The following is a 21,150-nucleotide window of genomic DNA, read 5'->3' as shown; positions in this document are numbered from 1 at the left end:
GGGAGAGGGGCCGGGGGAGAGGGCAGCCGCGGCATGCGCCGGCCCAGTTCGAAGCGCCCCGACGTTGCGGCCTCTGCTCCGGTACCCGCTGCCGCGCCTGGGCCCCAGGATGACAACGCATGGCGCTGCAATGGGTTACGGCGACGCGCCGGGCTGGCTCCCTTCCCCCGCGCAGTTTGCGGGGGAAGGGCTGGGGATGGGGGGCGCCGCGGCGTGCACCGATGCCCGCTTCCCCGCCTCCCCTTTCCGTCTACCCGAGCCGCCGGAGCAGGTCTTCGATGTGCCCGTACCACTCGGCGGGCTCGCCTTCTCCCCACAGCACCTTCAGCCCGGACGAGGAGCGGATGCGCTGCACGGCGGCGCGGGAGCGCTCGGTGAGCGCGGGATCCGGCCGTGGGCAGGCGGACGCCAGCCAGTCGACGATCTCGCCCGGAAGGTCCGCCAGCGGGCGGCCGTCGATCGCGGCGACCACCTCCGCGGCGGCGATGGCCACCGACGCATCCGACTCCCCGGGCTCGCCTTCGCCCGTAACGGCGGCCAACGCGGCGTCGATCGGCGTCAGGTCGCGTGCGTGCTCCAGGTCGGCCAGCCAGTCCACCGCGTCGTCGTTGTCGAAGCTCCCCGCGCCCCACGCTCCCATCCGTGTCTCCCCGTGGTGATTCGTGTGGACCGGGACCGGTCAGGCTCCCGGGTAGTACGCGTCCGGCCGGCGCCGGCGGGTGAGGCGCGAGGTGACGAAGCTCGCGACCACCTGCACGCCGAAGACGGCTGCCAGGGTGATCGCCGGGTCGCTGTCCATCCCCACGTAGTAGACCGCCCCGCCGGTCGCGAGCATGCAGGCCGCGACGCCCACCCCCAGGCGTCCCCGCCGCCCGCTCAGCCGGTGGACCGCCAGCGGCGTGAACAGGATGGCAGCCGCGGCACCCGCGTAGACGAAGCGCGTGTCCTCCGCTTCCACGCCCATGCTCGCCAGGGCCCACGCGCCCACGAACAGCGCCAGCGCCGTGCAGGTGATGATGAACTGCCACAGCCCCCGCGCGAACCGGCGCATCACCCCCGGGCGGGGCGGCGGGTACGCGGCTGGCGGCGAGGCAGCCGGTGCGTACGCGGCGGGTGGCGCGGCGGATGGATACGCGTGCGGCGGCGCCGGCGGCGCGTACATCGCCGGCGCGGGAATGGACGCGTGCCCCTGTACGGGTGGCGGCGTCTGCATCCGGGTCTCGTCGTCGGGCGACGGTTCCACGGAGACGGCGGCTGCGAAGGACGCCCGTGGCGGCCGCACGGCGGGTGGGGTGGTGGCCGGGTGCGCCGGGGCGTCCGATGACAGTGGCGGCGCGCCAGTGGAGAGGGCTTCGGCGAACTCGGTCGCGTCGCGAAAGCGCTGCGCCGGGTTCGGCGCCATGGCCCGCTGCAGCGTCTCCACCAGCGGCCGCGGCAGGTGCGGCGCGCGCTCCGGCAGCATGCGCACGGACTCGGCCGCCTCCATCGCCATCCGACCCGCATCCGTGGCGGTAAACGGGCGCAGGCCGGTGAGCAGGTGGTAGCCCACCGCCCCCAGGCTGAACACGTCCGACGCGGGGGTGATGCGGTCTTCGCCGCGCATCTGCTCCGGCGAGGCGTACGCGGGGGAGAACGGCGCGCGTCCGTACTCGGTCAGCTGCGCCGCCGTCGCGCCCTCGTCTCCCGCCACCTGCGCAATGCCAAAGTCCAGCACGCGAACGTGCAGGTCGTCGGGGTGGTCGCCCGCCAGGAGGAAGAGGTTGCCGGGCTTTACGTCGCGGTGCACCATGCCGGCGCGGTGGCCGGCGGCGAGCCCGCGGGCGGCCTGGCGCAGGATGGAAAGCGACACGTGCGTAGGCGGCGGGCCGCTGCGCGCCAGGCGCATGGCCAGGTCTTCGCCGTGAAGCAGCTCCATCACCAGGAAGTCCAGCCCCAGCTCCTCGTCGGCGCCGAAGTCGTGGATGGCCACCACGTTGGGGTGGTGAAGCGCGGCGGCGGCGCGCGCCTCGCGAAGGAAGCGGGCCTGCAGGCGCGCGTGCTCCGCCGGCTCGTGCGCCACGATCCCGATCACCTTTACGGCCACGGCGCGGCCCAGGCGCTCGTCGAGGGCCCGGTACACGGCTCCCATGCCGCCGCGCCCCACGACCGCCTCGATGCGATAGCGCCCGCACAGCGTGCGGCCGGTCAGCAGCCCCGCGATTCCGTACATCCGCCCGGTGGTGAAGGTGCCCGCCGACGCCCTGCGAATTGCGTGCGTGAGAATGACTTACGAGAGGTGCAGCGGATCGGTTTCGGCGTTGAGCCACAGGGCCGATTGCGGCAGCACGACCAATCTACTCCGATTCGATGCCGTCCGGCACTGTGCTGATGGTCCCGGCCGAAAGCAGCGCGCTGATCATACGTCCGGCTTGTGGCGGGTCCGAACGGGTGATGGACACGTTCGGCGTTCCGTGCCACGCGGCGCATTCCTGGATGGCGTTCGCCACGTCGGCGGTGGCGCGGCCGGTCAGGCGCACGCCCGGTTCCAGGTACAGTGCCCGCACCGCAAAGATCCCCTCCTTCCGGTGCGCCTTGGCGTCCAGCCGCCCGATCAGCCGGCCGCGCCGCAGGATGGGGAGCACGTAGTAGCCGTAGACGCGCCGGGGAGCCGGCGTGTAGCACTCCAATCGGTAGTCGAAGCCGAACAGTTCGCTGGCGCGCGCCCGGTCCCACACCAGCGGATCGAACGGCGAGAGCAGGGTGGTGAGCGTGGGCTTCAGGCGCCCCTCCTCCGCGGCGCGCGCGGCCGGCAGGTGGTCGGGGTGCACGTAGCCGGGCTCCTTCCATCCCTCCACCGCCACCTCGTGAAGCTCTCCAGATCGGGCCAGGCGCGCCGGGAGCAGCTTCGTCGCCGTCTTGCTCGTTCGATAATAATCGGCCACCCACCTGGCCTTCGCGATGCCCATCGCGCGGACCGCCCTGAGCGCGAGCGCGCGATCGACGGCGTCGGCCGGGGGCAGCTGGTCGTCGCTCCACGCCGGCAGCACGCGCTCGCGAAGGTCGTAGATGCGCTGGAACCGGTCGCGCCGGCGGATCATCAGCTCGCCCGCGGTGAAGAGGCTTTCCAGCATCCGCTTCTCGGGCTTCCAGTCCCACCAGGTGCCGCCTTTCTCCAGCCGCTCGAAGTCGCTGGACCGCACCGGCCCGCGCTCCCGCACCAGTGCCAGGAGCCGCGCGGCGCTCTCCGGGTGCCGCTCCATCAGCGCGTGCGACCCTCGCCACCCTGCCCACGAAGGATCGAGCATGCGGTGGCGGAACAGGGGATAGTCTTCGATGGGGAGGAAGCAGGCCTCGTGCGCCCAGTATTCGAAGAGCTTTCCCTCGGCGAGCAGTAAATCCAGCCACTCGGGGCGATAGTCACCCAGGCGCGACCACAATACGAGGTACGGGCTGCGCGCCACGACGCTGATGGTGTCGATCTGCAGCGCGCCCATGCGGCGGATGGCGTCGAGGACGCCGGCCTTGGTGGCGCGGCGCCGCGGACGCCGGTCCAGCCCCTGCGCGGCCAGCATCAGCGCCCGCGCGGCGGATTGGGAGAGGCGGATATCGGTCACGCGCAGTGGCGGGTCACGTTCGGATTTGAGGTGATGTAGAAGACGGTCCCCGCGCTAGCGATTGATGGTGCCGAACAGGCAAAGTTGGGTGCCCAAGAGCGGGTGAATTCCCCGCAACAACAGCGGAGAGCCTCACAATCAACCGGAGGCTGCAAGCCGTCCCTCGCGCCGCGAATGCCCGATGCGCCGGCCCCTATCGGAGCGCGATCGAATTCTCCCCTCTCCCGCTTGCGGGAGAGGGGCCGGGGGAGAGGGCGGCCGCGGCATGCGCCGGCCTCCCTCGGAGCGCACCCCAACCTCGGCAGGAAACGTCGGGGCCGCTCCTCTCCGCCTGACTCACTCGCCCGTCCGCGTGGGTGCCGAGGCATCCAGACCTTCCTCTACCAAGACGCCTGCGTGCGTCCCTGCTTCTTGCACGAGTGCGGGCGGTTCGTTCGGCGGGGGCGTCGGCGCGCGGACCGGCCGGGCCGCCATCCGCTCCGAGAGCGTTTCCAGCAGCGCCCGCGCGGTTTCCTCGCCGAGGTCGATCACGGCCGCGGCGCGCCCACCCGCCGCGGTGTCCAGCACCAGCGTCGAGAGCCCCAGCCGCCGCTGAAAAGGCGACGCGGACAGGTGGAGCGTCTGCAGCTTGGCGTCCGGCACGATCCACGTCACCCGCCGGAGCACGCCGCTGCGCGCCACCGCGTACCCCGCCGCCAGCGCCCATCCCCGGCTGCGGTACTGCAGGCGCGCGGCGATCCACGGCAGCGGCAGCAAGAGGGCGATCCAGGGCGCCAGCGAACCCATGGGCTCCACCTGCAGCCACCGCGCGGCCCAGAACGGCACCCACAGGACCAGCAGGGTCCGCAGGTAGCGCAGAACGATCCTCCGCTGCGCCCGCGGGTGCACGGGCTGAAACCGCACCCCGTCCAGGTCCATCCCGCCGAAGATTCCGCCCACCAGCGGCCCCACCGCGTCGCGCGGGGCGATGGGGACGAACGCCTCCGCCCCGCCCCGCTGCCCGGGCGCGCCGCCCGCCGTCTCGATCATCAGCGAGGCCAGGCCGAAGGCGCGCCGCACGATGGACTCCTCCACGCGTACCGCCTGCACGCGCTTCAGCGGAATGCTGGCTTCGTGCACCGTCAGCAGGCCGTAGCGCTTGCGCAGCTCGTCACCCACCCGCCACAGGGTGAACCCGTGATAGCGGACGACGGCGCCCACGATGGAGATCAGCCAGCCGAACACCAGCATCGCCGCCAGCACGAGGGCGGCGATGACCCCGAATCCGCCGCCCACCTCCAGGATGATGCGGTCTACCGCGTCGTCCAGGAACGGCGACGGCAGGTCGTCGGCGAACTGCAGAAGACCCGCCATGGCGGCCGCGTTCACGCCCGCCTCGTTGGCCGTGGCGCCCGCGGCCAGCACGTCCCGGGTGGAGAGACGGGCCAGGGGCGGCGCCTCCGCCATCTCCTCGTCTATCACAGCGGGGATTCCGTCCGCTTCGGCCGATGGGGCCGGGCGCACACCACGGCGGCGCGCGAGCAGCTCGGCGCGTACGGACTGCGCGTCGGCCAGCGAAAGGACGGAGAGCACGGCCTCGGCCTCCGCGCCCGCACCGGCCGTCTCCACCCGCAGCTCCGCCACGCCGAAGACGCGCTGCACCAGGCTCTGGCGCACCTCCACGTTCTGCACGCGGGCCAGCGGGATCGCCCGGTCCTGCCGGTTCAGCACGCCCGAGCGCAGCAGCAGCTCGTCACCCGTCAGCAGCCAGCGGTAGCGCACGTAGGTGAGCGCCGCGCCGATCAGCGCCGGGACGGCCAGCACGCCCACGAACACCGGGACGAACCCGCCGAACTGCCCGCCGATGCTGAACCCGCCGGCCAGGGCGGGCCAGAGCATGTTGCGGGCGATCTTGAACGAGGCAAACCCGAACGTCAGCGGGTGAAGCCGCCGTGCGTCCGCCCCGGCCAGCGCGGCGGTGTCAGACGCCATCGTCCGTCCCGCTGACGGCCGCGAGGCGCTCCCGCAGCACGTCCGCCTCGGAGGCGGCCAAGCCCGGGATGGAAACCCGGGCGCCCACGCTTCCCGCCGTGTACGCCACGACCGTCGCCAGCCCCAGCATGCGCTCCACCGGCCCCTGGTGCGTGTCGACGTGCTGGATGCGCGAGTGCATCACCACGCTCACGCTTCGCCACAGCCACCCGTGCATGATGCGCAGGTCCACGGCGCTCATGCGGTACCGGAAGTGGCGGTACTGGAAGGGGGGCACGGCGATCACCCACACCACGCCGGCGAGGGCGACCGGCAGGGCCAGCCACGGCGACTGTTCGAAAATGAACGTCGCCACGACCGCGGCGGCGGTGAGGAACGCCCACCACAGCAGCGCGCCGATGCGCCACAGGGCGACCACGCGGGGGTGCAGCAGCTGCGCGGGCGCGTCCGCCACGGGGGCGGGGGCTTCGTCCAGAACGGTCATCGGTCGGGTCCGGGGATCAGGGCGGTCAGGGCGCGGTACGCGGGATAGCTGGCGGCCAGCAGCCCCAGCGCGTACAGGCTGGTGCGCGGATCGCCCGCGGCCATCCCCGCCAGGAAGGCCAGCGAGCCGAGCATCGCCAGCCCGGTGGTCCACGGATGGCGCCAGGCGCGATACGGCCGCGGCATGCCGGGCTCTCGCCGGCGAAGGACGAACACGCTGGCGAAGGCCAGGACGTAGTTGGCCACGAAGAAGAACGACAGTACGGCGATGATGGCGGAAAAGGTTCCCGTGGCGATGAACGCCAGCGAAACGGCGGTGCTGGCGACGAGCGCGCCCGTCGGCGTGCCGCCCTCGTTGACCGTGGATGCGCCCCCGGGCACCAGGCCGTCGGCGCTCATGGCGTACAGCACCCGCGGGGCCATCAGCACCAGTGCGTTGACGGTGCTGAGCAGTGCCACGATCAGCACCACGCGAATGGCCGTGTCGCCCCCCGGGCCCAGCACCGCCCGGGCCGCCGCGCCCGCCGCCAGCGGCTCGCCGGCCAGCGCGCGCAGGGGCACCACGTACAGGTACGCCAGGTTCAGCAGCAGGTAGAGGGCGGTGATGGAAAGCACGCCGCCGATCATGGCGCGCGGGATGTCGCGCCCGGGATCGCGCACCTCGCCGGAAAAGTAGATGACACCCGTCCAGCCATCGTACGTGTAGATCACGGACTGCATGGCCACGATCACCGCCACGAGGAGCGCGCCCCCGGCGGGGACGGCGGCCGGTGCCGCGGCGGCGAGGGGACGGGTGGCGGGGAGCAGGAAGCAGGCGCCCACGATGGCCAGCAGCACCAGCGCCTTGGCCGCGCTCGTCACCGTCTGCGCCGCGCCCGCCATCCTCACGCCCCGCCATTGCAGCGCGGCGAACGCCACCGTCACCCCCATCGCCACGGGCACCGCGCGCCCCTGCAGGGCCGGCAGCAGCGCCCCGGCGTACTCGCCGATGACCACCGCGACGGCCGCGGCGCTGCCGCAGGTGGCCGCCCAGTCGTTCCACCCCACCAGGAAGCCGGCGTAGCGGCCCAGCGCGTGCCGCGCGAAGACGTACATGCCGCCGGAGCGCGGCAGCATGGCGCCCAGCTCCGCCAGCGTCACCGCGCCCAGCAGCGCGTACAGTCCGCCCGCCACCCACACGGCCAGGTACAGCCCCGTGGAGGGCAGTTGCGCGGCGATCTCGCCCGGCGCGCGCAGGATTCCCGCGCCGATGGTGTTCCCGATGGTCACCGCCAGGCCGAACGTCACCCCCAGAACGCGCAGCAGGCCGCGCTTCTGGCCGGCTGGGCTCAGGGCGTTCGTACCGTCGGCGGAAGGTGCGGTGATGGGGGTCACAAGGTTCTGGAGTGATGATGACGCGAGGCCCGATCGCGTCGGCGGGATGGGGAAGTCTCCCGATAGTAGCCGCGCCCGATACCCCAGCGCCAGCCTCATCTTCGCACGCGTTCGCGGCCCCGATTTGCCCGCGGGATGGGGCGAACACGACCCGCCACGGACCGCACGATTTCGGCACGCGCCTTCATCTGCCGGAGCGCGCCTGTCATCCCGACGAAGCGGCCACGGCGAGCTCTACCCAGCGCCCCAGTCGGCAGCGGCCGAGGGATCCGCCACACACCATGCGTAGAGCATCGGAAGGATCAGCATGCCCGGAGTTCATTCGCCCCCGCAGAGCCGGCGGCCTACGGGATCGTAACCGCCACCGCACAATCGTGCAGCTTTGCCCGCCGCGCCCCATCCCCTACTTTCCTCCATCCGCACTGACGCACTAACGCACTCCGCCGATGCAGCCGTTCACCATCCACCCCGAAATCCACCGCGCGCAGACACTGCCCGCCGAGGTGTACTCGTCGCCGGCCTGGTACCAGGTGCAGAAGGAGAGGGTGTTCGCGCGCAGCTGGCAGATGGTGCGAGGGGCGGAGCGGGTAAAGGCGCCCGGGCACCTGCTGCCGTTCACCCTGCTGGAGGGGTGCCTGGACGAACCGCTGGTGCTGGCCGCGGGCGAGGACGGCGAAACACGCTGCCTGAGCAACGTCTGCACGCACCGCGGCACCGTCGTCTGCGAGGGCGAGACGCACGCGCGACACCTGCGCTGCCGCTACCACGGCCGGCGGTTCGCGCTGGATGGCACCATGACGCACATGCCCGAGTTCGACGGCGTCGAGAACTTTCCATCCCCGGCCGACAATCTCCCGAGCCTGCCCCTGCGGCACTGGGGACCGCTGGCGTTCACCGGGATCGAGCCCGCGTGCGGCTTCGACGAGTGGATGGGACCGGTGCGCGAGCGCTGCGGATTTCTGCCGCTGGACGAGTTCCACTTCGACCCGTCCACCTCGCGCGACTACCTGATCCGCGCCAACTGGGCGCTGTACGTAGACAACTACCTGGAGGAATTCCACATCCCGTTCATCCACGCGTCGCTGTCGGAAACGCTGGATTACGCCACCTATCGCACGGAAACCTTCGACTGGTGCAACCTGCAGCTGGGGACCACGAAGAATCGCGACGAGGCGTTCACCCTTCCGCCCGGCCACCCGGACGAGGGCACGCTGGTGGCTGCCTACTACTGGTGGCTCTTCCCCAACCTGATGCTGAACTTCTATCCCTGGGGGCTGTCGGTGAACCTGGTGCAGCCGCTGGGGCACGACCGCACCCGTGTCTCGTTCCTGTCGTACGTGTGGGACGAGAGCAGGCGCGAGTCGGGTGCCGGGGCCGGCCTGCACCGCGTGGAGATGGAGGACGAGGAGGTAGTGGAAGCGGTGCAGAAGGGCGTACGGTCGCGCCTGTACCACCGCGGCCGCTACTCGCCGCGCCGCGAAGTGGGCACGCACCACTTCCATACGCTCCTGGCGCGCGAGACGGGCGACGGCATAGGGGGATGAAGATGCGGCCAGCTCGGTGGAACTGATGAAGAGAGCCTGCCCCCACGGGGACAGGCTCTCTCCACCCTCACGAAGCGGAGTGACGTTCACTACCGCACTCACGCACTCTAACGCACTCACGCACTGCAGTTCACCCCTCCAGCAGCATCGAGATTGGGTCCTCCAGCATGCGCTTGATGGCCACCAGGAACCGCACCGCCTCGCTGCCGTCCACGATCCTGTGGTCGTACGTGAGCGCCACGTACATGATCGGGCGGATCTCGATCTGCCCGTTCACCACCATGGGCCGCTCCACGATGTTGTGCATCCCCAGGATGCCCACCTGTGGCGGGTTCAGGATGGGGGTGGAGAGCATGGAGCCGAACGTCCCGCCGTTGGTGATGGTGAACGTGCCGCCCTGCAGCTCGTCCAGCGTCAGCTTGCCGTCGCGCGCGCGCTGGCCCAGGTCGCCGATGCGCTTCTCGATCTCGGCGAAGCCCAGCTTGTCGGCGTCGCGCACCACGGGGACCACGAGCCCCTCTTCGGCGCCCACCGCAATGCCGATGTCGTAGTGGTGCTTCAGGACGATCTCCTCGCCCTGGATCTCGGCGTTCAGCCGCGGAAACTGCTTCAGCGCGCCGATGGCGGCCTTGGTGAAGAACGACATGAAGCCCAGCTTCACCCCGTGCTTCTTCACGAACTCGTCCTGCCGCGCCTTGCGCAGCTCCATCACCACCTTGAGGTCCACCTCGTTGAAGGTGGTGAGGCTGGCCGTGGTCTGCTGCGCTTCCACCAGCCGCCGCGCGATCGTCTTGCGCCGCCGCGACATGCGCTCGCGCGTCTCCGCACGCGCCCCGGTCTGCGCAGCGGGAGCGGGCGCCGCGGGCTTCGGAGCGGACGCGGGCGCGGGCGCGGACGGAGCCGCGGCAGCCGCCGCCGCGGGCTCCGCCGACTTGGCCCGGCCGCGCTCGATGAACGCCAGCACGTCTTCCTTGGTGACGCGGCCGTTGGGGCCGCTGCCGCGGATTGCGGCCACGTTCAGGCCGTGCTCGGCCACCAGCGAGCGCACCGCGGGGGACGTCTGCGCATCCGCCGATCCGCCCTCCTGGGCCGCGGGGGCAGCCGCAGCCTCGGGCTCAGGCTGCGCGGCCTGCGGCTTCTCCTCGTAGCGCGCGGCCGCCGTCTGGCCCGCTTCGTCGGCCGGGGTGGCGCCGTCGGCGGCAGACAGCGAGCCCAGCAGCTCGTTGACGCTCACGGTGTCGCCCTCGGCCTTCACGATCTTCTCGATGACGCCGGCCGCCTGCGCCGCCACCTCGACGGTGATCTTGTCGGTTTCCAACTCCACCAGGATCTCGTCCTTTTCGACGCGATCCCCTTCCTTCTTGGTCCACCGGCCCACCGTCGCCTCTACGACGGACTCGCCCAGAGGCGGCACCCGGATTTCAACGGCCATGCTGTCGCTCCGCAGCAGATGTTAGCTCCATCAGCCTTCCCCTACTTTCGCTTTCCGATGAACCTCGCGGCCATCCCGCCAGCCGCCGCCGAGTCCGCCATCGCCGCATCCCCGTCTCCAAGCTCCGGCGCGCCGGAAAGGGCGGCGAAGACCAGGCGGTGCTGCTCGGCCACGTGGCGGTGCATGTACCCCTCGGCCGGGCTGGCGCGGTCGGGACGCCCCTCGTAGCGCAGCGGCAGCTCGCCCAGCATGGATTGCAGCCGCGGCGCCATGTAGTTCCACGCGCCCATGTTGCGCGGCTCTTCCTGCACCCAGACGACTTCCTGGAGATGGGGATAGCCCGCCACCACCTCGGCGAGCTCGTGCCCCGGGAAGGGATACAGCTCCTCGACGCGGGCGATGGCCACGCGCTCGATGCCCGCCACCGCCGCGCGCTCCTTGCGCTGGTCGTCGGTGCCGCCGACCAGGTCCACGTACACCTTGCCCGAGCACAGCACCAGGCGGGTGACGGAGTCGGCGCGGTCCGCCGCCGAGGCGTCGGGGATCACGGGCTGAAAGGTGCCCGTCGCCAGCTGGTCGATGGTCGACGACGCCAGCGCGTGGCGCAGCAGGCTCTTGGGGCTCATCACCACCAGCGGCCGCGGCTCGGAATCCAGCAGCGCCGCCTGCCTGCGCAGCAGGTGGAAGTAGTTGGCCGAGGTGGTGCAGTTGGCCACCCGCATGTTGTTCTCGGCGCACAATTGAAGGAAGCGCTCCAGCCGCGCGCTGCTGTGCTCCGGCCCCTGCCCCTCGTAGCCGTGCGGCAGCAGCAGCACCAGCCCCGTCCGCTGCTGCCACTTCTGGTACGAGGCGGCCAGGTACTGGTCGATCATCACCTGCGCGCCGTTCACGAAGTCGCCGAACTGCGCCTCCCACAGCACCAGCGAGTGCGGGCAGCCCACGCTGTAGCCGTACTCGAAGCCCACCACCGCCATCTCCGAGAGCGGCGAGTTGTGGATCTCGAACGAGGCGCGCGCCTGCGGCAGCAGGTGGAACACGTTCATCCGCTCGCCCGTGCGCGCGTCGCGCAGCACCGCGTGGCGATGGCTGAAGGTGCCGCGCTCCACGTCCTGCCCCGTCATGCGCACGGCGACGCCCTCGGCCAGCAGCGACGCGAACGCCAGCGCCTCGGCGTGCCCCCAGTCGATCACCGGCTCGCCGCTCCCCGCCTCGGCGCGCTTCTGCAGCACCTTTTCCAGGCGCGAGTTGCCCTGGAAATCGTCGGGCCGGCCCACCAGCCCCGCGTTCAATTCCAGCAGCCGGTCGCGCGGCACCGCCGTCTCACGCGCGCCCTGCCGCCCGTTGGGCGAGGGGGTGTCGTGCCCGTGCGCCCCGGCATCCCCGCCCAGCGCCTCGAGCGTGGCCGAAAGCTCGTCGAGCACCCGCTTCAGCGAGGCGTCGGCCTCTTCGCGCGTCACCACGCCCTCTTCCACCAGGCGGGCGGCGAACGCTTCGCGGGCGGTGGGATGGTCCTTTATCACCCCGTACATCACGGGCTGGGTGAACAGCGGCTCGTCGCCCTCGTTGTGCCCCCAGCGGCGGTAGCCCACCAGGTCGATGACGATGTCCTTGCCCCAGCGGGCGCGGTAAGCGAGGGCGAAGCGGGCGACGCCCAGGCAGGCCTCGGCGTCGTCGGCGTTCACGTGCACGACGGGAATCTCGAACCCCTTGGCCAGGTCGCTGGCGTAGCGGGTGCTGCGGCCCTGCTGGGGGTCGGTGGTGAAGCCCACCTGGTTGTTGGCGATCAGGTGGATGGTGCCGCCCACCGTGTAGCCGGGCAGCGACTGCATGTTCAGCGTCTCGGGCACCACCCCCTGGCCGGGGAACGCGGCGTCGCCGTGAATGAGCACGGCCACCGCGCGGCCATGGTCGATGGCGGGCACGCCCGGGGCCGAGGTGTCGTCCTGGGCCGCGCGCGCCATCCCCACCACGATGGGGTCCACGAACTCCAGGTGGCTGGGATTGGGCGACAGGGACACGCGAACGGTGCGGCCGTCCACCTGGCGCTCGTCCGTCCACCCCATGTGGTACTTCACGTCGCCCGACGGCTCGTCGCTGTTCTGGTAGGCGTCCAGCGCGGGCGCGGCCTGCGCGCTCGCGAAGCCCGACAGCATCATGGCGTACGGCTTGTTCAGCACGTGCGTAAGCACGTTCAGGCGGCCGCGGTGCGCCATGCCGATCATCACGTCACCGGCACCTGCCCGCGCCGCCTCGGCAACCATCTCGTCCAGCATGGGAACCATCAGGTCGGTTCCCTCGATGGAAAAGCGCTTCTGCCCGAAGAAGGCGCGATGAAGGAACTTCTCGAATCCTTCCACCTGCGACAGCCGGTCCAGCAGCGCGCGCTTGCGCTCGGCGGGCAGCGGCTGGGTGTAGCGGCGCGACTCGATGGCCTCGCGGATCCAGGTGCGCTCGTCGGGGTTGGGAAGGTGAAGGAACTCCCACCCGATGGTGCCGGCGTAGGTGTCGCGCAGGCGCTGCACTTCGGCCAGGGCGTTGGGCGACTCCGCCAGGTGGCCGAACACCACCGACGCGGGGAGCGCCGCCAGGTCGTCGTCCGTCAGCCCGTGCGTGGACGCGTCCAGGACGGGGTCCGGGCCGGCGCCGGGGCCCAGCGGGTTCAGCCGGGCGCCGGTGTGGCCGCGGGCCCGGAGGGAGCGGGCCAGGGTGCGGGCGGCGAACGCCTTTTCGAGATCGGCTTGGGCGGGCGCCTGCGGGGCGGTCCCGGCCGGGGTGGGCGCTTCGATCTCCCGCAGCTGGGCGGGATCGATGGACGCAAACCAGCCGCGCAGCCCCTCGTCGACGGACTGGGGATCGCGCTGAAAACGCTCGAACTGTTCGAGCACGTAGGCCGCGTTGGGGCCTGTGAACTCGCGAAGATCTGCCATGGTACACCCTCGTGGTGGCGCACGCCGCCGGATGCGCCCGTAAGCCCTTCCGCCGCTCGGGGCGGAGGGCGCAGCGCCGACAACTTAAGCCGCGTCCCCGCAACCCGCTACCTCGTGCGCGTGGCCCGGGGTGTACGCACGGCGCGCGCCGCGTACGGCACATCTCACGCGGAGGCGCGGAGGACACGAAGTGGGCAAACCGAGAGGGACGGGGAAGGGCCTCACACGGAGGACACGGAGGAGGAACGGGAGGATGAGTGGCGGCCCGTTAACTCACGCACTCACGCACTCACGCACTTCCCTTTCGCACTCTCGCACTGCCCGGTACGTTCCCAGGGCTCCCCTTGCATTCCCTTCCCGACGCGGTTCGCCCATGCGCAAGTCCGATCTGATCAACGGAGTAGACCAGGTGGTCCGCGCGTTGTCCGAGAGCGGGCTGGAGCTGCCGCTGGTGGAGGTGGCGCGGCTGGGATACCGGCGCGAGCCCGTTCCCGGCGAGCTGCTGACCCGCCTGCTGGGGGCGCTGCGCGACTACGGCCTGCGCGCCAACCGCTTTACCCGTCCCGGGCGGCTGGTGGCCGAGGCGCTGGGCGTGACGCCCCTGGAGCAGGCGGACACCTGGTCGCTGCTGATCGCGGCGGAGAACCGCGCGCAGGAGGCGTTCTCTTTCGCGGAGCGGGTGCGGTTCGCCACGCAGCACCTGCCCGCATTCTCGGACTTGCTGGGGCAGGGCGGGATTCCTGTGCTGGACGCGCTTCGGCGCGGGGACGAGGCGGGCGGGCAGGCACTGCTGGTGGTGCAGGTGATCGAGGCGCCGCGGCGGTTTTCCACCCCCGCGCGGCTGGCGACGCTGCTGGACAGCCTGGACCTGCTGTACGGGGCCTGCGCCACGCTGCACGGCGCGCAGCCGAACGGGCTGAGCGTGGTGGGGTGCGACTCGGGGAGCGACAAGACGTTCGAGCTGATGGGCGCCGCGCCCGTGATTGCCGCGGTGCGCGAGCTGATCGTGTCGGTGTGGGACCGCGTGGTGTTCTTCCGCGCGCTGCCCGCCGCGCAGCGATACCGGCAGGCCGCCGAGAGCCTGCCGGTGCTGGACCTGGTGCGCGAGCGGCTGGATGCCGGCGAGATGGCACCCGAGCAAGCCGAGTTGCTGAAACGACGCATCGTGGAGGGCACCGGCAAGTTCCTGGTATCCGGCGCGACGATCCCCGAGCTGCAGGAGCGCGCCTACGCCAACCCGCGCACCCTGATGGCCCCCGCTCCCAAGCTCCTCTCCGCCCCGACCGGCTGACTGCGCGTCAGCGGCTCACGGGTATGCGACGGTATGCGCCTCGTCGGCGTGGACCAGTAGCTCCGTAGCTTCGTCGCCGCCGCTCGGGTCCGCCGGGGAGGCCGAAAGTTCAGATACGGAACAGCCAAGTGCGTTTGCGAGCTTCACCAGGGAACGCAGTGTCGGGTTCGCCTGGCCGGCCTCGACGAGCGCGACTTGCGCCTGGGTCATCCGGCATTCTGCAGCGAGCTCCTCCTGTGACCACCCCGCGCGCTCGCGCCGATGAAAGACCTGCTCAGCGATGAAGTGCCTTTCATCGATCTCCTGCAGAAGCGCGTTCTCGCCAAGCGTTTCCTTCGAGGTACGCTTGAAGAAGTTCTTCACAGCTTCCTCCCGGTGAGCTGCTCATATCGCTTCATCACTTCCGCTCGAACGTGGTCGGGCAATTTCTCGTCCTTCTTCTGGTACGCGTAGAAGAGTCGGAATGAAGCCTCGCCGTCTCGATAGTAGAAGACACGATACAAGCCGACTCCCTCAACTTTGGACCGCAGTTCCCACACAGGCCCTTTGACGGGCCCGGTGAGAGGCGGGAGGGCCTTCAGCCCGCGCGACGCCAGCTTCTCCAGGTCTCGGGCCACCTGCCGTCGAGGCACGGGGGCCAACCCGCCGATGAAGCTTTGAACGTCAGGCTCCTTCTTCAACCTGAATGTTCCCGTGCCCATATGATATATTGTATGGGTGGCGGAGAGTCAAGGATTTTGCCGGGTTTGGACAACGCGAATGGCCCCTCTCCGGCATCAGTGTGTGGAGAGGGGCCATTCATTGTGTGCCGGCCTACCGGCGTTCGGATGCGTCCAGTTTAAGCGCGCCTGTAGCGACGGTCAAGTGTGTTGCACACTCCGTTCACATCGAGGAGAGTAGGACGAGGAGGCACCCAACCCTCTGCGTCCTCTCTTTTCCCTCTGCGACCTCTGCGTGAAACGGGGTCATCTCTGCCTGCGGGTGCGTCGTTCAGGCCTTTGCGCCGGGCCGGTGCACGAGCGTGGCGCTGGCCTGGTCGGTGGGCTTGATGATGATCTCGTCGATGTTCACGTGCGGCGGGCGCGTCGCCACCCACACCACCGTGTCCGCGATGTCAGCGGCGGTCAGCGGCGTCATGTCGCGATACACGTTCGCCGCGCGCTCCGCGTCGCCCCCGAAGCGCACCACGCTGAACTCCGTCTCCACCATCCCCGGGTCTACCGTGCTCACGCGGACGCCCGTCCCCAGCAGGTCCATCCGCATCCCTTTCGTGATCGCCCCCACGGCGTGCTTGGTGGCGCAGTAGACGGCGCCGCCGGGATACACCTCGTGACCGGCCACCGACCCCAGGTTGATCACGTGCCCCCGCCCGCGCTGCACCATCCCCGGCGTCACGGCGCGCGAAACGTACAGCAGGCCCTTGACGTTGGTGTCCACCATCTCGTCCCAGCCGTCCGGATCGCCCGCATGCAGCTTGTCGACGCCGCGCCCCAGGCCGGCGTTGTTCACCAGCACGCCAATTTCCGCCCACTCCGCGGGCAGGCCGCCGACCGCAGCGAAGACGGACTCGCGGTCGCGCACGTCCAGCTCCAGCAGGTGGCACTCGGTGCCGTGCTCCTCGCGCAGCTCGGCGGCCAGGCGCTCGATCCGCTCGAAGCGCCGAGCGGTCAGGATCAGCCGCGCGCCGGCGGCCGCGAACGCGCGCGCGCACGCCTGGCCGATGCCCGCGCTGGCGCCGGTGATCAGGACGGTTCCGGAAAGCTTCATCGGATCAGCATCTCACGATTCAGGGTTGTTGAACATCAGCCGTCACTCCTCGCGCAACGCCTCCAGCGGCGTGTGGCGGAACACCTCGCGGCTGGCGAGCATGCCCACCGTCGCCGAGATGGCCGTCACCCCCAGCGACAGCCAGAGCAGCGGCAGCACGGGGACGGCGAAGTCCGTCTCGAACAGCCACCGCGCGAGCGCCCACCCCGCGCCGATCGCCAGCACCGTTCCCGCGGCGCTGGCCAGCAGCCCCAGGGCAAGGTACTCCGCCAGCAGCACTCCGGCGATCTGCCGGCGCGTGGCGCCCAGCGTTCGGAGCAGCACGCTTTCGCGGATGCGCTGAAGCCGGCCCGCCAGCACCGCGCCCAGCAGCACGATGAACCCCGTCGCCACGCTGAAGCCCGCCAGGAAGCGGATGACGGCCGCCACGCGCCCCAGCACCTCGTCGATGGCCGCCTGGATGGACGTAAGGTCCAGCACGGCCACGTTGCTGAACCGCCGCACCACGTCGCGCTGCACGGCCGAACGTGCACCCGATGACGGCGCGCGCGCCAGCATCACCCAGGTGTGCGGGGCGCCCTGCAGCACCGCCGTGGGAAAGACGGCGAAGAAGTTGGGCTCCAGCCGCCCCCAGTCCACCTCGCGGATGGAGGTGACGCGCGTGGGGATGCGCACGCCCTGCACGTCCCAGGTGATGGTGTCGCCCAGTTCGAGCTTCAGGTCCTCGGCCACGGCGATGTCCATCGACACCTCCGCCACGCCGTTGCGGTCCGCGCCCCCGCCGCCGGGATTCCACCAGCGCCCCTCCATCACCGTTTCCGAGCGGATCAGCTCGTCGCGAAAGGTCGACCGGTACTCGCGCCGCACCGCCCAGCGCTCCGGCCGGTCGCCGTCCGGCGAGGCGCGGCGCTCGCCCCCGCGCGGACGCCGCTGCTCCGGCGCACCCTCGGCATCCGCGTCGGGATCGTCCGGCGCCAGGCGCGAGGCGGGGACGCCGTTGATGGCGTGGATGCGCATGGGCACGATGGGCGCGCGCTGCATCACCCGAGTTCCCGATCGCCCCAGCTCGGCCGTGACGCCCTGCTCCTGGTCTGCCTGGATGTCGAACAGCAGCAGGTTGCCCTGGCTCTCCGCGTTGATTGCGAGCGGCGCGAGCAGGTTGCGCTGGACCAGGTACACCGTCGCCAGCAGCCACACGCCGAACCCCAGCGCCAGGACGACGACGGCCGTCTGGTTCCCCGGGCGGTACAGGTTCGCCACGCCCTGGCGGACTGGATAGGGAAGCGCGCGGGTCGGCGCCCGGCGGGCCAGCTTCGTCATCCCCCAGGCGCTCGCCCACAGCGCCGCCAGGGTGAGGGCGATCCCCGCCGCGAAGCCCAGCCCCGTGCGGACGTCCTGGGCCTGGAAGAGCACGAGCGCGACGATGCTGGCCGCCAGGAGCAGCCATCCCCCGAACGTCCACCAATCCCGCCTGCGTCTCGTCGGCTCCGCTTCCACGCGGCGGCGGATGGCCTCCAGGGGCGAGATCCGTCGCGTCCCCAGCAGCGGCAGCAGCGCGAACGCCACCGCCACCCACACGCCGATGCCGATGCCCATCGCCACCGCGGGCAGGCTGACGGCGGTCTCCACGTCCACGGGGAGCAGGTCGGCCAGGAGGCGCGGCAGCACCCACTGCACCGACACGCCGATCGCCGTGCCCGCCGCCGCGCCGATCAGCCCCATCGCCCCCGCCTGCAGCAGGTAGATGACGATCACCTGCGGCGCCGTGGCGCCCAGGCAGCGCAGCGTGGCCACCGTGTCGCGCTTCTGCGCCATGTACGCCCCCATCGCGCTCGCCACGCCGATGCCGCCCAGCAGCAGCGCAAAGGTGCCGATCAGCGCCAGGAACGAGCCCAGGTTGCCCAGCGCCTCGGCCATGTCGGCCTGCTGCTCGCTGGCCGTGTTGGCGCTCACCCGCTCGGCGCGGAAGATGGGGCGATGGCCCTCGACGAGCGGGTCCGCCGCGGCCGGATCGGGAAGGCGCACGTACGCCTCGTAGTCCACCCGGCTTCCCGTCTGCACCAGCTTCGTTTCCGCCAGGTAGCGGGCGGGGATGTAGACGCGCGGGGCGAAGAGCGCGCCCACGCCCACGGCGCCCGGCACCTTTTCCAGCGTGCCGATGATGGTGAAGGTGGATTCGCCCAGCCGCAGCTCGTCACCCACGCGGGCGTCGAGCGCGGTGAGCATGGCGGGGTCCACCAGCACGTTGCGGCCGGACTGCAGCTGGGGGTAGCGGTCCGCCGGCGCGGTGACGATCTCGCCGTAGTAGGGATAGCCCGGCTCCACCGCGCGCACCTGCGCCAGCCGCGCGGCGCCCGTACGTTCGACGAGCGCCATCGACGCGAACGCGGTCACCCGCGCCACGGGCACCCGGGCGCGGCGCAGCGAATCCAGCAAGGCCTCCGTCCTGGGGCCGAGCGCGCGGTTGCTGCTCAGGCTGACGTCCGCGCCGACGAGGGCACGGGCCTGGTCGCGGACACCGGCCAGCAGGTTGGCGGCGAACGACTGCGTCGCGACGAGCGCGGCAACGCCCAGCGTGATGGAGGACAGGAAGAGCAGCAGGCGCCGCCGGGCGAAGCGGCTTTCCCGCCACGCCAGCGCGAACAGCGGGCGGATGGCCTGCGGGCGGAGGGCCTTCACGCGCCGCTCCGCTCGTCGCTCACCACGGCGCCGTCGGCCAGACGCACCACGCGTCCCATCCGCCCGGCCAGCGCGGGGTCGTGCGTCACCAGGACGACAGTGGTGCCGCGCTCCCGGTTCAGCTCCAGGATCAGCTGGATGATGCGTTCGCCCGTGGCGGCATCGAGGTTGCCCGTGGGCTCGTCGGCGAACAGGATGCTGGGACGGTGTATGAAGGCGCGGGCCAGGGCCACGCGCTGCTGCTCGCCGCCTGAAAGCTGCGCCGGATAGTGGTGCCCGCGCCCGGCCAGCCCCACGCGCTCCAGCAGCTCGTCGGCGCGCGCGGCGCCGCCGCCCTCGCCCGCCAGGTCCAGGGGAATGGCGACGTTCTCGCGGGCGGTGAGCGTGGCGATCAGCTGGAACGACTGGAAGACGAAGCCGATCTTTTCGCGCCGCAGCCGGGCGCGCGCGTCCTCGGTCAGGGCGCCCAGGTCGGTGCCGTCCAGCAGCACGCGGCCGGCGCTGGGGCGGTCCAGCCCGGCCAGCAGCCCCAGCAGCGTGGTCTTTCCGCTGCCGGATGGACCCACGATGGCCACCGTTTCGCCGGGATCCACGGTGAAGCTTACGTTCTTGAGCGCCGCCAGCGGATGTCCGCCGCTGCGGTACGTTTTCTGGAGATTGTCAGCGATGAGCATTCTGTCTTCCCTGCGCCGTGCCGGGCCGGTGGTGGCCCTGGCGGCCCTGATTGTCGGGTGCGGCGCGCCCGAAAGCAACGGCTCCGCCGAAAGTTCGTCCAACCCCGCCGGCTCCGCGGAGGACGACGTGGCGGCCGACCGGCGCGTGGTGATGTTCCTGGGCACCAGCCTTACCGACGGCTACGGGCTGGAGCGCGAGCAGGCGTATCCCGCGCTGATCCAGCAGAAGATCGACTCCGCCGGGCTGCCGTTCGAGGTGGTGAACGCGGGGCTCAGCGGCGAGCGCAGCGCCGGGGCCCTGCAGCGCGTCCGTGGCTGGCTCCTCAAGCAGCCGTTCGACGTGCTGGTGATCGAGACGGGCGCCAACGACATGCTCAACGGCCTCCCCGTCGCCGAGCTGCGCTCCAACATCCAGGGGATCATCGACACCGTGCGTGCCGCAAAGCCCAACACGCGCATCGTGCTCGTGGGGATGCTGGCGGCACCCAACCTGGGGCGCACCTACGTGGATCGCTTCAACCGCGTGTATCCCGACCTGGCCGAGGAGAACGACGTTCCGCTCGTCCCCTTCCTGCTGGAGGGCGTGGCCACGGAGCGCGACCTGAACATCGCCGACGCCATCCATCCCAACGCGCAGGGACACGGGATTCTCGCCCAGACGGTGTGGAAGGCGCTGGAGCCCGTGCTGCGCGACGCCGGCACGGGGCAGCGCGGCGGCTGAGGGGGCGGGCGGATGCGGGTCTTGTCAGCGGGGGACGCGCTCGGCAGGTTGGATGGCTGACGGCGTTCGCTCGATCCGAACCAACCCTCACCGCCCGATCCGTCGATGACCGATACCGCATCCGCCCCGTCGCTGAAGCAGCTCGCGCTGGGCGACGTGGACCACGAGCTGGAGACCACGCGCCGCGTGCTGGAGCGCGTGCCCGAGCAGCACCTGGACTGGAAGCCGCACGCGAAGTCGTTCAGCCTGGGGCAGCTGGCCACGCACCTGACCCAGATGCCGTTCTGGATTACGACCACGATCAGGCAGAACGAGTTGGATGTGGCCGGGTCCCCGCGCACCGAGCCGCTCGCCACGCACGCGGATCTCATGCGCCGCTTCGACGACAACGCGGCCGAGGCGCGCCAGGCGCTGCAGAACGCGGACGAGTCCACGTTCGGGGCTCCCTGGACTCTCCGCGCGGGCGACCACGTGATCCTGTCGATGCCGCGGCTGGCGGTGCTGCGCAGCTTCTGCCTCAGCCACATGATCCACCACCGCGGCCAGCTGAGCGTGTACCTGCGCCTGCTGGACGTGCCGGTGCCCTCCATCTACGGCCCCACCGCCGACGAGCAGTAACACCGTCGCTCGGGGCCGATGAAAAGAAGCCGCGCGGCGAGCGTTCGCCGCGCGGCTTCTTGTTGGATTCACGGTC

Annotated in this window: 17 protein-coding genes; 4 read left to right on the top strand and 13 right to left on the bottom strand. The window is 71.1% G+C overall.

Features of this window, described 5'->3' with window-relative positions; genetic code table 11:
* Window positions 1-250 precede the first annotated feature (250 nt).
* The 6 genes from VGB24_RS25115 to VGB24_RS25090 all read right to left on the bottom strand — a co-directional run bounded on the left by VGB24_RS25115 (window position 251) and on the right by VGB24_RS25090 (window position 7,421).
* On the bottom strand, window positions 251-640 hold the full coding sequence (locus VGB24_RS25115) for a DUF4259 domain-containing protein (protein ID WP_331075684.1): 390 nt from the start codon (window positions 638-640) through the stop codon (window positions 251-253).
* A gap of 39 nt (window positions 641-679) precedes the next feature.
* Complete coding sequence (locus VGB24_RS25110) at window positions 680-2,209, bottom strand: serine/threonine-protein kinase (protein WP_331075683.1); 1,530 nt, start codon at window positions 2,207-2,209, stop codon at window positions 680-682.
* Between the two features lie 124 nt (window positions 2,210-2,333).
* Window positions 2,334-3,593 carry a winged helix-turn-helix domain-containing protein gene (locus VGB24_RS25105; RefSeq protein WP_331075682.1) on the bottom strand — a complete coding sequence of 420 codons (1,260 nt, stop codon included), beginning with the start codon at window positions 3,591-3,593 and terminating at the stop codon, window positions 2,334-2,336.
* A 336-nt stretch (window positions 3,594-3,929) separates the two neighbouring features.
* Entirely contained in the window at window positions 3,930-5,564 is a 1,635-nt protein-coding gene (locus VGB24_RS25100) for a PH domain-containing protein (RefSeq protein ID WP_331075681.1), read from the bottom strand.
* Window positions 5,554-6,048 (bottom strand): PH domain-containing protein, encoded by a 495-nt coding sequence (locus VGB24_RS25095; RefSeq protein ID WP_331075680.1) that lies wholly within the window; start codon window positions 6,046-6,048, stop codon window positions 5,554-5,556. Before VGB24_RS25095 ends, VGB24_RS25100 begins: the two co-directional genes overlap by 11 nt.
* The gene (locus VGB24_RS25090; RefSeq protein ID WP_331075679.1) at window positions 6,045-7,421 is read right to left on the bottom strand and encodes an APC family permease; all 1,377 of its coding nucleotides are present in this window, start codon (window positions 7,419-7,421) and stop codon (window positions 6,045-6,047) included. The genes VGB24_RS25095 and VGB24_RS25090 overlap by 4 nt, the downstream gene beginning before the upstream one ends.
* 446 nt (window positions 7,422-7,867) lie before the next feature.
* Here VGB24_RS25090 and VGB24_RS25085 point away from each other — a divergent pair, with 446 nt between their 5' ends.
* The gene (locus VGB24_RS25085) at window positions 7,868-8,965 is read left to right on the top strand and encodes an aromatic ring-hydroxylating dioxygenase subunit alpha (RefSeq protein WP_331075678.1); all 1,098 of its coding nucleotides are present in this window, start codon (window positions 7,868-7,870) and stop codon (window positions 8,963-8,965) included.
* A 130-nt stretch (window positions 8,966-9,095) separates the two neighbouring features.
* Here VGB24_RS25085 and odhB read toward each other — a convergent pair whose 3' ends face one another.
* Window positions 9,096-10,397 (bottom strand): 2-oxoglutarate dehydrogenase complex dihydrolipoyllysine-residue succinyltransferase, encoded by a 1,302-nt coding sequence (odhB, locus tag VGB24_RS25080; RefSeq protein ID WP_331075677.1) that lies wholly within the window; start codon window positions 10,395-10,397, stop codon window positions 9,096-9,098.
* 41 nt (window positions 10,398-10,438) lie between these two features.
* Window positions 10,439-13,324 (bottom strand): 2-oxoglutarate dehydrogenase E1 component, encoded by a 2,886-nt coding sequence (locus VGB24_RS25075; protein ID WP_331075676.1) that lies wholly within the window; start codon window positions 13,322-13,324, stop codon window positions 10,439-10,441.
* 373 nt (window positions 13,325-13,697) lie between these two features.
* On the opposite strand from VGB24_RS25075, the gene VGB24_RS25070 reads away from it, so the two are divergent.
* Window positions 13,698-14,615 (top strand): hypothetical protein, encoded by a 918-nt coding sequence (locus VGB24_RS25070; protein ID WP_331075675.1) that lies wholly within the window; start codon window positions 13,698-13,700, stop codon window positions 14,613-14,615.
* Between the two features lie 15 nt (window positions 14,616-14,630).
* On the opposite strand, the gene VGB24_RS25065 is transcribed toward VGB24_RS25070, so the two are convergent.
* From VGB24_RS25065 to VGB24_RS25045, 5 genes are all read right to left on the bottom strand, one after another.
* Window positions 14,631-14,978: a helix-turn-helix transcriptional regulator gene (locus VGB24_RS25065; protein ID WP_331075674.1), complete on the bottom strand. Its 348-nt coding sequence runs from the start codon at window positions 14,976-14,978 to the stop codon at window positions 14,631-14,633.
* Window positions 14,975-15,295, bottom strand: a complete 321-nt coding sequence (locus VGB24_RS25060; protein ID WP_331075673.1) for a type II toxin-antitoxin system RelE/ParE family toxin — start codon at window positions 15,293-15,295, stop codon at window positions 14,975-14,977. The genes VGB24_RS25065 and VGB24_RS25060 overlap by 4 nt, the downstream gene beginning before the upstream one ends.
* A gap of 310 nt (window positions 15,296-15,605) precedes the next feature.
* Complete coding sequence (locus VGB24_RS25055; protein WP_331075672.1) at window positions 15,606-16,382, bottom strand: SDR family NAD(P)-dependent oxidoreductase; 777 nt, start codon at window positions 16,380-16,382, stop codon at window positions 15,606-15,608.
* 42 nt (window positions 16,383-16,424) lie between these two features.
* The gene (locus VGB24_RS25050) at window positions 16,425-19,061 is read right to left on the bottom strand and encodes an ABC transporter permease (protein WP_331075671.1); all 2,637 of its coding nucleotides are present in this window, start codon (window positions 19,059-19,061) and stop codon (window positions 16,425-16,427) included.
* The gene (locus VGB24_RS25045) at window positions 19,058-19,735 is read right to left on the bottom strand and encodes an ABC transporter ATP-binding protein (RefSeq protein WP_331075670.1); all 678 of its coding nucleotides are present in this window, start codon (window positions 19,733-19,735) and stop codon (window positions 19,058-19,060) included. Before VGB24_RS25045 ends, VGB24_RS25050 begins: the two co-directional genes overlap by 4 nt.
* On the opposite strand from VGB24_RS25045, the gene VGB24_RS25040 reads away from it, so the two are divergent.
* Together VGB24_RS25040 and VGB24_RS25035 are read left to right on the top strand one after the other, a co-directional pair.
* Window positions 19,728-20,456, top strand: coding sequence for an arylesterase (locus VGB24_RS25040; protein ID WP_331075669.1), 729 nt, complete (start codon window positions 19,728-19,730; stop codon window positions 20,454-20,456). The two genes, VGB24_RS25045 and VGB24_RS25040, sit on opposite strands and share 8 nt — an antisense overlap.
* A 105-nt stretch (window positions 20,457-20,561) precedes the next feature.
* A complete protein-coding gene (locus VGB24_RS25035) occupies window positions 20,562-21,074 on the top strand; it encodes a DinB family protein (protein WP_331075668.1) in 513 nt (170 codons plus the stop codon).
* Window positions 21,075-21,150: the final 76 nt, after the last annotated feature.

Origin of the sequence: Longimicrobium sp., from assembly GCF_036399935.1 — a bacterium.
Classification (GTDB): Bacteria; Gemmatimonadota; Gemmatimonadetes; order Longimicrobiales; family Longimicrobiaceae; genus Longimicrobium.
Note: the sequence above shows the minus strand (reverse complement) of the source record. Positions and strands in the feature narration are given on the sequence as shown.

Coding starts and splice junctions, on each gene's coding strand:
- VGB24_RS25110 (WP_331075683.1), bottom strand. CDS start 2,209: ATGTACGGAATCGCGGGGCTGCTGACCGGCCGCACGCTGTGCGGGCGC.
- VGB24_RS25070 (WP_331075675.1), top strand. CDS start 13,698: ATGCGCAAGTCCGATCTGATCAACGGAGTAGACCAGGTGGTCCGCGCG.
- VGB24_RS25100 (WP_331075681.1), bottom strand. CDS start 5,564: ATGGCGTCTGACACCGCCGCGCTGGCCGGGGCGGACGCACGGCGGCTT.
- VGB24_RS25040 (WP_331075669.1), top strand. CDS start 19,728: ATGAGCATTCTGTCTTCCCTGCGCCGTGCCGGGCCGGTGGTGGCCCTG.
- VGB24_RS25085 (WP_331075678.1), top strand. CDS start 7,868: ATGCAGCCGTTCACCATCCACCCCGAAATCCACCGCGCGCAGACACTG.
- VGB24_RS25095 (WP_331075680.1), bottom strand. CDS start 6,048: ATGACCGTTCTGGACGAAGCCCCCGCCCCCGTGGCGGACGCGCCCGCG.
- odhB (WP_331075677.1), bottom strand. CDS start 10,397: ATGGCCGTTGAAATCCGGGTGCCGCCTCTGGGCGAGTCCGTCGTAGAG.
- VGB24_RS25055 (WP_331075672.1), bottom strand. CDS start 16,382: ATGAAGCTTTCCGGAACCGTCCTGATCACCGGCGCCAGCGCGGGCATC.
- VGB24_RS25075 (WP_331075676.1), bottom strand. CDS start 13,324: ATGGCAGATCTTCGCGAGTTCACAGGCCCCAACGCGGCCTACGTGCTC.
- VGB24_RS25035 (WP_331075668.1), top strand. CDS start 20,562: ATGACCGATACCGCATCCGCCCCGTCGCTGAAGCAGCTCGCGCTGGGC.
- VGB24_RS25045 (WP_331075670.1), bottom strand. CDS start 19,735: ATGCTCATCGCTGACAATCTCCAGAAAACGTACCGCAGCGGCGGACAT.
- VGB24_RS25115 (WP_331075684.1), bottom strand. CDS start 640: ATGGGAGCGTGGGGCGCGGGGAGCTTCGACAACGACGACGCGGTGGAC.